Origin of the sequence: Flavobacterium sp., from assembly GCF_020217025.1 — a bacterium.
Classification (GTDB): Bacteria; Bacteroidota; Bacteroidia; order Flavobacteriales; family Flavobacteriaceae; genus Flavobacterium.
Map to the genome: position 1 here is coordinate 1 of NZ_JAIWOF010000061.1, position 10,000 is coordinate 10,000.

A 10,000-nucleotide genomic window follows, 5' to 3' on the forward strand; every position below is an offset into this window, starting at 1 on the left:
ATAAAGAGGAAATCAGACCACCAATAATTACCCAAGCTAAACCATTATTCATCTCTGCTGCAGCACCTTTTGCAAGCGCAATAGGAATCATCCCTATTACCATGGCAATTGTTGTCATTAAGATGGGGCGTAAACGAGCATGGTTTGCCTGAACTAATGCATTGAATGTTGATTCTCCTGCATCTTTTCTATGATTGGCAAAGTCAACTAATAAAATAGCGTTTTTCGTAACTAAACCAATTAACATAATAATACCTAAAATGGTGAAAATATTAAGTGAATTATTAGTTAATGCCAAAGCAAATAACGCTCCAATAAATGATAATGGAATAGAAAACAATACTACAAAAGGTGTTACAAAGTCATCATATAAGGCAACCATTACTAAGTAAACTAAAATAATAGCAGCAAGTAACGCAATTCCTAAAGTACCAAAGCCTTCAGTTTGGTTTTCCATATCTCCACCCCAAACATAATTAACTCCTGTTGGACGTTCCATTTTTGAGAATACTGTTTCCCATTCGGTTGCAATAGTACCAGATGGTTTACCTACAGATTGTGCTTCAATCGTAACCGAGGTACTTTTGTCTCTTCTTTCTAACATACTTGGACCTGAACTTTCAATTACCTCTGCAAATTGAGATAATTTGATTTGTTGTCCCATGTTGTTTACGAAAATCAGATTGTTTACATCATTAATGTTAGAACGATCATATTCATTGAATCTGATGTTAATATCATATTCATATTCTCCTGCTCTAAATTTTCCATCAGTATTTCCGTTGAAAGCGGTTTGCATTGTTAAACCAACTGTTTGAAGGTTTAATCCTAATGCTGCCATTTTATCACGATCCACCTGAACTTTAATTTCAGGATTACCAGCTTCTGAAGTTAGTTTTACTTCTGATGCTCCTGGCACTTTTTTCAATTCAGCAGCTGCTTTTTGAGCAAATAGCATTACATCATCAAAATTTGGACCTGTAACAGTTAAAGCAATTGGAGCTTTATCGGCACCTAATAATCCCATAGGAACTGTTTTTACTTTAGCTCCTACTAATTCTTTTTCTAATTGACGTTTGATTTTAGCTGCATATATAAACGAGTTGTCATCACGTTTTGCTTTTTCAACCAAAGAAATCAAAATTTCAGCTTTGTAAGCAGTAGATTGCGTAGCTCCCATACCATCACTAGTTTGACCTACTGTGGTAATCATATCAACGATATTTTTATCTTTTTTTAGATAAGCTTCCGCTTTTTGAGTCATAAAATTGGTTTGCTCAACAGAAACATCTTTTGGCATTTCAATTTGAACTAAGAATTCGCCTTTATCGGTTTTAGAGAAGAACTCACCACCAATAAATCCACCTCCTAATAGTCCGAAAATTGAACCAAAGAAAATAACAGTAACGATTGCTAACGTTGTTTTTTTGTAATTTAAAGACCAAGTTAAAATGTCTGTTACTTTGTGAGTGAATTTATCTAGGTAGTTTTCAAAACCTAAAATAATTTTTCCAAAAAACGATTCTTTATTTAAATGTTCTAATTTTCCGTAACGTGAGAATAACCAAGGCACAATAGTAAAGGAAGCCAATAACGACAATAATGTAGCAATAATTACTGTAACACAAAATTGCGTAATGATGTTAGAAACTAATCCAGTACTCATGGCAATTGGTAAGAATACCACCACGATAACTAAAGTAATAGCGGTAACGGTAAATCCAATTTCAGCCGCACCATCGTAAGCAGCGCGAACTTTATTTTTACCCATTTCCATGTGACGGTGAATGTTCTCTAATACTACAATCGCGTCGTCTACTAAGATTCCCACTACTAACGAAAGACCAAGTAAACTCATTAAGTTTAACGTGTATCCCATTAATGAAATTCCAATAAAAGTAGCAATCAACGAAGCTGGAATCGATACCATTACGATAGCAGCATTACGTAAACTGTGTAAGAAGAATAACATTACAAATGCAACTAAAAAGATAGCAAGAAATAAATCGTGCATTACATTATCGGCAGCAGTTAAGGTAAATTCACTACTATCGTTTGCAACTTTTAATTTTAAGTTTGATTTTGCATAATCTTGTTCAATTTTAGCAATTGCTTCTTTTACTTTTTTACTAACTTCAACGGCATTTGCATCTGATTGTTTAATAACTTGTAAAAGGATTGATCCTTTCTCGTTAATTCTTGAGATTTTAGTTACGTCTTTTTGGGCATCTTGAACATCGGCCACATCACCCAAACGTACTTGAACGCCATTGTTTGAAGCAACAACTAAATTTCGTAATTCTTCAACTGATTTATATTTTCCAGATAAACGAATGGTTGTACTGTTTTCTCTAGTTTTAATATTACCTGTAGGGAAATCTAAGTTTGAAGATAAAACAGCTTGTTGCACCTGAGGAACTGATAATCCAAATCCTTGTAATTTAGTTGCATCTAAGCTTACTTTAATTTCTCTTTCTTCACCACCAACTAAGTTAACTTGTGCCACACCAGGAACACGAGAAACAATTGGTTGAATTTTTTTATCTAACAAGTCATAAAAAGCAATTTCATCCATGCTTGCTGTTGCTCCAATGGTCATAATTGGTAAATCGCTCAAAGAGAATTTACTTAATGAAGGCGGATCAACATCGTCAGGTAAGTCTTTTAAAACTGCATTGATTTTACGTTGAGCATCATTTAAAGAATAATCGGCATCCGCATCAGCGGTTAATGTAATCATTACTACCGATAAACTTTCGTATGACTTTGATTCTAATTTTTTGATGTTCTCCATGGTAGAAACCGCATCTTCAATTTTCTTGGTTACGGTGTTTTCCACTTCACTTGGAGAAGCTCCAGGATAAACAGTTGAAACGGTTACAACGTTAATTTCAAATTTTGGAATTAACTCATAACTCAACTGTTTATAACTATATAGTCCACCTAATAATAGTATCGTAAAAAGTACGATAACCATAGAAGGTCTTTTAATTGATATATCTACAATTTTCATATAATCGGTTTTAAGTAAGCGTCTTTTTATTATTTTACTATAGAAACTTTAGTGCTATCACTTAAGTTTATTTGACCACTTGTTACTACAACATCCCCATTGTTTAAGCCGCTTAAGATTTCAACTTTATCTCCAAAAACTCTTCCGGCTACTACTTTTTTCATAACGGCAATGTCTTTTTCCACAACATAAACTTGGTTGCTACTAACACTTCCTACAAAGGCACTTCTTGGAATTGTCATCAATTCAGGTTGTTTTCCTTCTGGAGCACCAAAAACTACAGAACCATACATTCCCGCTTTTATTTCGTTATTAGCATTGTTTGTAATTGCCACTTCAATAGGGAAGTTTAGAGAAGTATCTGCTTTTGAAGCAATAAAAGTTACTTTTCCAGTATATTCCTTGTCAGGAAAAACACTTGCTTTTACTTTTACAACCGAACCAATTTTTAATTGTGCCACTTGACGCTCACTAACATTTACTTTCAGTTTTAACGAGCTTGTATTTACAATTTCAAACATTTTTGTTGGTGGCATAGCGCTCAATATAGCTCCAACTTCAATGAATTTTTTATTGATAATTCCTCCGAAAGGAGCTTTAACTCTTGTGTCACCAACATTAATATTAGCTTGAGTTAATCTAGACTTAGCGTTAATCATGTTGATTCTAGCTTGATCTAATTGTTGTTTTGTAACTCCTCCAGTTTTGTAAGCACTTTCGAATCGGTTGTAATCGTTAAGAGCATTTTGATAATTAGCATTAGCTGTTTCTGCTTCTACATTAACAACATCACCTCTAATGATAGCGATAGTTTGACCTTTTACGATTCTATCTCCTTCTTTAACCAAAATAGAAATTACTTTTCCTGAACGTTCTGCAGCCATTTCCAATTCTTGGTCAGGCGAGAAGTTTCCATTAGCAATAAAGTTATCTTCAACAGGATTTGTTGCAACTGTTGCTACACGAACAGCAACACTACTATTTTCTTGAGCAACAATAGCAGTATCTGCTTCATTTTGTTTTTTGTTGTTCATAAGAGTTACTATTGTAGCTCCTACTAGTCCTACACCTAAAACGATATAAATTATTTTTTTCATTTGATTATTGGTTTAATAAGTTTTTTAGTTCGCCTTTTGATTTTATGAATTGAATTTCTGCTAATTTGTATTCTAAAATAGCACTGGTATAATTGTTTTGTGCTTCAACCAATGCATTTTCAGCATCTAATAAATCGGTTAATGCAGCTAATCCTTGTGTATAATTGTTATTGGTATTATCAAAAACTTCTTGCGCAAGTTGTGCGTTTTCTTTTTGATTGTTGATGGTAATCAAACTGTTTTCAAGTTGTTTTTTTGCATTATCAAACGCTAAATCCAAAGCTAATTTTGTGTCATCAAGATCTACTTTTATCGAACTTAATGCGTTGTTTGTTTGTCTTACTTTTGCTCTTGTTCCAAATCCTGTAAATAATGGAACTCTTAAACTTAATCCTATAGAAGAAAAGTCTGACCAATAAACGCCATCAGCTGGTTTTGCAAATAATGGCATTTCTGGACCTTGACCAATATAGTTGTAACTTCCGGTTAATGAAAGTGTTGGATAATATGCCGCTTGAGCTGCCTTTTTTTGGTACGTCAATAATTGTTCTTGTTTTTTAAGTAACAAATATTCGGTTCTTCCTGTAACATCGGCTGTTGATGATAAATCTTGTGGTGTAACTTCAAAAGCGGTATTAGGAATGATGATTTTGTTTTCCATTGGCATTCCCATATAAAATTTCAATGCATTTTCTTGCAGCGAAATCGCATTTAAAATTTGCTGACGAAGTGAATTGATATTGTTCACACGAACCGTAATTCTGTCGTAATCAATTTTTTTAGCCAAACCATTTTCAAATTGCCCTTTGATGATGTCTTTTACTTTGTTTGTGTTTTTCAAGTTATTATCAACCACAATAAGTTTTTGTTGTTGCACATATACTTGATAATACGCATTTGCAACACGTTCGATAACTTGTTCTTCAGTTAATTGCGCGTTTATTTGGTAAAATTCTCTGGTAGATTTTGCCGCTTTTAAACCTGTAAAAACCGATTGGTCAAACAAAGCTTGATTTAAAGAAACTCCAGCCACAGAATTCCATTTTTGTCCAAGTGGTGCTAGAATTGTAGTTCCTGGAGCTCCAAAGAAATCGCCTGGTAAAGCATTTAATTGAAGAATAGGATTGTATGTCATGCTTCCATTAGCCGAAATTTGCGGTAAAGCTCTCGAACGAACTTCTTGAATTTTATACTCGCTATTTTCTACTTCTAATTTAGCTTTCTTAGCTTCTGCTTTGTTTTCAAGCGCAAAAGTGATGGCATCTTTTAATGTTAGTGGTGCTACTTCTTGCGCACTTACCGACAGTGTAAAAGTTAATAATGTTATGAGGATTGTATTCTTCATTGTTTATATAATTGGGTTATTAAGGTGTTTTTCTAATTCTATAATTCCAGCCAATGTTGCCATTGCTCTAATGTGATATTCCAAAGCTTTTACTTCTAACTCTTCAGCTTCAATACCTGAAGCAGTATTTTCATTGATGTTGAAGATTAGGGTATAGTAAAATTTTACATAATTGTTAATGTCTAAATTTTCTCGGTATAAACCTTCATTGATGCCTTTTAGAATGTTATCTCTAAAACATTTTTCGCATACTTCAATTTGAGAACTTAAAGCTTTTGCATAAACCTCAGGATAGTGTTTTTTTAGCTGATAAATAGGTGATGATTCAGCTGATTTAAACATTTCTCTAAACATTCTCTTGATTTCGAAATTTTCTTCAATAGCGTTAAAATTTTGTGCAACAATTTTGTCAATTGTTTCATGAATTTCTTTGTGAACCATCTGGATACTTTCTTCGATTAGGATGTCTTTGTTACTGAAATATTTGTAAATCGTTTTTTTTGAAATACACATCTCGCAAGCAATATCATCCATAGTAATGCTCTTGAAACCAAGTCTCAAAAACATTTCTTTCGCTTTATTTATAATTTTATCTTTCATCATTTCTCTAAAATCGCCTTTAATGGATTTTATTTTCGGGTACAAATGTATGTTGGAAACTTTTAACACCAAAATAGTTTCCAATGTTTTTACATAAATTTAACATTTGATATATTCGTGTCGTTTCAGAATATTGAAGTATTTTAGCAAAAAATTCAAGCAATGCATTCTATATCGTATTATCAAGAAAAAATGGGAAATCATTTTTCGCAAATTGTTTCCAATAAAGAACCTAAAAATTTATACGAACCCATCGAGTATATTTTGTCGCTTGGCGGAAAAAGAATGCGTCCTGTTTTAACACTAATGGCTAGTGAAGTTTTTAATGTGGATTGTGAAAAAGCAATTCCTGCGGCTACTGCGGTTGAGGTTTTTCATAATTTTTCATTAATTCACGATGATATTATGGACGATGCGCCTTTACGAAGAGGCAATCAAACCGTTCATGAAAAATGGGATTTGAATACTGGAATTTTATCAGGTGATGCGATGTTGATTTTAGCATACCAGTTTTTTGAAAATTATGAGCCTAAAACATTCCAAAATCTAGCCAAATTATTCAGTAAAACGGCTTTAGAAGTTTGTGAAGGCCAACAATATGATGTGGATTTTGAACTACGTGATGATGTTACGATTCCAGAATATTTAAAAATGATTGAATATAAAACTGCTGTTTTAGTTGGTGCTGCGATGAAAATGGGAGCAATAGTTGCCGAAACTTCAGATGAAAATGCGGATTTGATTTATGATTTTGGATTGAATTTAGGAATAGCTTTCCAATTACAAGACGATTATTTAGATGCTTTTGGCAATCCAGAAACTTTTGGAAAACAAGTGGGTGGCGATATCATTGAAAACAAAAAAACTTATTTATACTTAAAAGCAATTGAGTTTTCAAAACCTGAAGAAAAACAACAATTGTTGCATTTGTTTTCGATTCAGCCATCAGATAATAACGATAAAATTGAATCTGTAAAAGCCATTTTTAACACTTCTGGAGCAAGCGAAGCTACTAAAAAAGCGATTCAAGATTTCACTTATAAAGCATTTGAAACGCTAGAAAAAATGGATATCGAAACTGAAAAGAAAGCTATTTTAAAAGCTTTTGGTGAGAATTTAATGGGAAGAAACGTGTAATCAAGTGCAATGACAATATCAAGTTCAAAGTTCAAATTTGAAACTTGTAATTGGTATTGATTTTTGAACTTGTAATTGAACTTGAATATGTATAATCCACCAGCAAATATTGATGCTTTAATTTCGCAAGCCGAAGAAGAACATTTGTACTTCAAATTGATTGAGCAAGTGAATAAAGATTTTGCTTTGGCGAATGAATCTTTAGATGTTCCAGAAAGTATTTTTCCGTTTGAATTTAAGAATTTGGTTCAAGAAAAAATTTACAAACTCATTCAATACAAATTTGCTGAATATTTGAATTTACTCTACATTATAGATGTACCAGAAGAGCAAATCAAAAAATTAGATGGTTCCGATTTAGTGGAATTGTCAGAACAAGTTGCTTTTTTGGTTTTAAAAAGAGAGTGGCAAAAGGTTTGGTTTCGTAATAAGTATTAAAAATAAATTCTCACAAAAGGCATAAACGCCTCAGCATAAATATTATCTCTATCTCGGTGTAAAACATTATATCGAATACCTAAAGTTATATTATCATTACGATACCCTGCTCCTAAAAACAAAGCCGTATTCCAAAAATCTTGAGAATCGTTTCCGAAAGAATCATTAAAAGTTCTATTCACTCTTAATTGTTCTAATTCAGTTGAAATTTGAATTTCTTCGATGGGATTGAATAAAGCAATTAAATTTCCTCCATATATGTTGGCATTATAAAAATCACGTTGTTTTACATAACTGTATTGTGCTCCTAAACCTAATGCTACATAGTCGTTAAAGTTGTAAATAGCGCTTGGTGCCACCATAATATCGGCATAGCCATTGCCAACTCCTAAACCTAATCCGCCACCAAATTGAACATGTTTCCAAAAATCACTTTTTGTTTTATTTTCGGTATTTTCTTGTGCATAAATTTCAGGTTTAAAACTAAATAAAACCACAATAGTTAACAAAAATGTTAAATTTATTACGAAATTCTTTTTCATAATTCCATTTTGAAAAAATTAATGTTATAAAAGTATAAAAATCCTTGAAAGATTATCATAAAATGTTTTACTTTTGCGTAAATTTTTAATTAAAAGGTCTTTTAGACAACACACTATGGATAGGTTTTCCTTTTTAAACGCTGCACATACGGCTTTCTTTGCCGATTTATACGATCAATATTTACAAAATCCAGATAGCGTAGAGCCAAGCTGGAGAAGTTTTTTTCAAGGATTTGACTTTGCACAAGCAGGTTATGGTTCTGAAGAATTTGCCGCACAAGTAGTTCAAGTAGCTTCGGGTGATTTAGGTGAAATTTCTGAAAAAATGCAAAAAGAGTTCAATGTTCTAAAATTAATTGAAGGATATAGAACCCGTGGTCATTTATTCACAAAAACAAATCCGGTTAGAGATAGAAGAGTTCACGGACCTTCATTGGCTCTTGAAAATTTCGGATTATCGCAAGCTGATTTGAATACGGTTTTTGATGCTGCTAAAATGGTAAACATGAAGCCAAGTTCGTTAGCTGATATTATCAAACATTTAGAAAATGTATACTGTCAGTCAATCGGAGTGGAATTTATGTACATTCGTGATCCTAAAGTTCAAGAATGGATTAAAAATCGTTTAGATATCAACGATAACCAACCTAATTTTTCGGCTGACCAAAAGAAACACATTCTTAAGAAATTAAACGAAGCGGTTTCTTTCGAGAACTTCTTACATACCAAATATGTAGGTCAAAAACGTTTCTCATTAGAAGGTTGTGAGGCGGCAATTCCAGCTTTAGATGCATTAATTGAAGGTGCGGCTGATAGAGGTGTAGAGCAATTCGTAATGGGAATGGCACACAGAGGTCGTTTGAATGTGTTAGCTAACATCTTTGGAAAAAACACTCAAAATATCTTCTCTGAATTTGACGGAAAAGATTACGACGAAGATGCTAACTTTGATGGTGACGTTAAATACCACTTAGGGTTGACTTCTGATAGATTAACAGATTCAGGTAAAAAAATCAACTTAAATTTAGCTCCAAATCCTTCGCACTTAGAAACAGTAGGTGCCGTTATTGAAGGAATCACAAGAGCAAAACAAGATAGATATTTCGCTGACGATTTTTCAAAAGTATTACCAATCGCTGTTCACGGTGATGCCGCTGTAGCTGGTCAAGGTATTGTGTATGAGATTATTCAAATGGCGAAGTTAGATGGTTATAAAACAGGTGGAACAATCCATTTAGTAATCAATAACCAAGTTGGATTTACAACGAATTATTTAGATGCACGTTCGTCAACCTATTGTACGGATATCGCTAAAGTAACTTTGTCGCCAGTTTTACACGTAAATGCAGATGATGCAGAAGCGGTGGTGCATGCAATGTTGTTTGCTTTAGATTACCGTATGGAATTTGGTGGAGACGTTTTCATCGATTTATTAGGATATAGAAAATATGGTCACAACGAAGGTGATGAGCCTCGTTTTACACAACCAATTTTATATAAAGCGATTTCTAGACACAAAAACCCTAGAGATATTTATGCTGAAAAATTAATTCAGGAAAATGTAATTTCTACGGGATATGTAAAAGAATTGGAAGAAGCTTATAAAGCAAAATTAGATGAGAATTTGGAAGCATCTCGTAAAAAAGACTTAACCGTAATTACTCCGTTCATGGAAAATGAGTGGGAAGGTTACAAACAAGTTTCGGATGATGTAATGCTACAAAAATTCGACACTAAGTTTGATAAAAATCAATTAGCAGAAATTGCTAAAACTATCACTGAACTTCCTGCTGATAAGAAATTCATCAGTAAAATTACAAAGTTAATT

The 10,000-nt window shown here is 33.0% G+C and carries 8 protein-coding genes; 3 read left to right on the forward strand and 5 right to left on the reverse strand.

The features are described 5' to 3' along the window. From LDL23_RS02825 to LDL23_RS02840, 4 genes are all read right to left on the reverse strand, one after another. Window positions 1-3,013, reverse strand: a 3,013-nt coding sequence (locus LDL23_RS02825; protein WP_291264355.1) for an efflux RND transporter permease subunit, incomplete at its 3' end; no start/stop codon positions are given. 29 nt (window positions 3,014-3,042) lie between these two features. Further along, a complete protein-coding gene (locus LDL23_RS02830) occupies window positions 3,043-4,110 on the reverse strand; it encodes an efflux RND transporter periplasmic adaptor subunit (RefSeq protein WP_291264356.1) in 1,068 nt (355 codons plus the stop codon). Between the two features lie 4 nt (window positions 4,111-4,114). Beyond that, on the reverse strand, window positions 4,115-5,455 hold the full coding sequence (locus LDL23_RS02835) for a TolC family protein (protein WP_291264357.1): 1,341 nt from the start codon (window positions 5,453-5,455) through the stop codon (window positions 4,115-4,117). Window positions 5,456-5,458: 3 nt separating this feature from the next. Beyond that, window positions 5,459-6,055, reverse strand: a complete 597-nt coding sequence (locus LDL23_RS02840; RefSeq protein WP_291264362.1) for a TetR/AcrR family transcriptional regulator — start codon at window positions 6,053-6,055, stop codon at window positions 5,459-5,461. Between the two features lie 162 nt (window positions 6,056-6,217). On the opposite strand from LDL23_RS02840, the gene LDL23_RS02845 reads away from it, so the two are divergent. Beyond that, window positions 6,218-7,192 carry a polyprenyl synthetase family protein gene (locus LDL23_RS02845; protein WP_291264358.1) on the forward strand — a complete coding sequence of 325 codons (975 nt, stop codon included), beginning with the start codon at window positions 6,218-6,220 and terminating at the stop codon, window positions 7,190-7,192. An 87-nt stretch (window positions 7,193-7,279) separates the two neighbouring features. Next, the gene (locus LDL23_RS02850) at window positions 7,280-7,630 is read left to right on the forward strand and encodes a hypothetical protein (RefSeq protein WP_291264359.1); all 351 of its coding nucleotides are present in this window, start codon (window positions 7,280-7,282) and stop codon (window positions 7,628-7,630) included. On the opposite strand, the gene LDL23_RS02855 is transcribed toward LDL23_RS02850, so the two are convergent. Continuing rightward, window positions 7,627-8,172, reverse strand: a complete 546-nt coding sequence (locus tag LDL23_RS02855) for a hypothetical protein (RefSeq protein WP_291264360.1) — start codon at window positions 8,170-8,172, stop codon at window positions 7,627-7,629. The genes LDL23_RS02850 and LDL23_RS02855 overlap by 4 nt on opposite strands. 115 nt (window positions 8,173-8,287) lie before the next feature. On the opposite strand from LDL23_RS02855, the gene LDL23_RS02860 reads away from it, so the two are divergent. Further along, on the forward strand, window positions 8,288-10,000 hold a 1,713-nt coding region (locus LDL23_RS02860; protein WP_291264361.1), incomplete at its 3' end, for a thiamine pyrophosphate-dependent enzyme.

Bases quoted from the DNA above. Each gene is read 5' to 3' on its own strand.
- LDL23_RS02845 (WP_291264358.1), top strand. From the start codon at position 6,218: ATGCATTCTATATCGTATTATCAAGAAAAAATGGGAAATCATTTTTCG.
- LDL23_RS02830 (WP_291264356.1), bottom strand. From the start codon at position 4,110: ATGAAAAAAATAATTTATATCGTTTTAGGTGTAGGACTAGTAGGAGCT.
- LDL23_RS02855 (WP_291264360.1), bottom strand. From the start codon at position 8,172: ATGAAAAAGAATTTCGTAATAAATTTAACATTTTTGTTAACTATTGTG.
- LDL23_RS02835 (WP_291264357.1), bottom strand. From the start codon at position 5,455: ATGAAGAATACAATCCTCATAACATTATTAACTTTTACACTGTCGGTA.
- LDL23_RS02850 (WP_291264359.1), top strand. From the start codon at position 7,280: ATGTATAATCCACCAGCAAATATTGATGCTTTAATTTCGCAAGCCGAA.
- LDL23_RS02840 (WP_291264362.1), bottom strand. From the start codon at position 6,055: ATGAAAGATAAAATTATAAATAAAGCGAAAGAAATGTTTTTGAGACTT.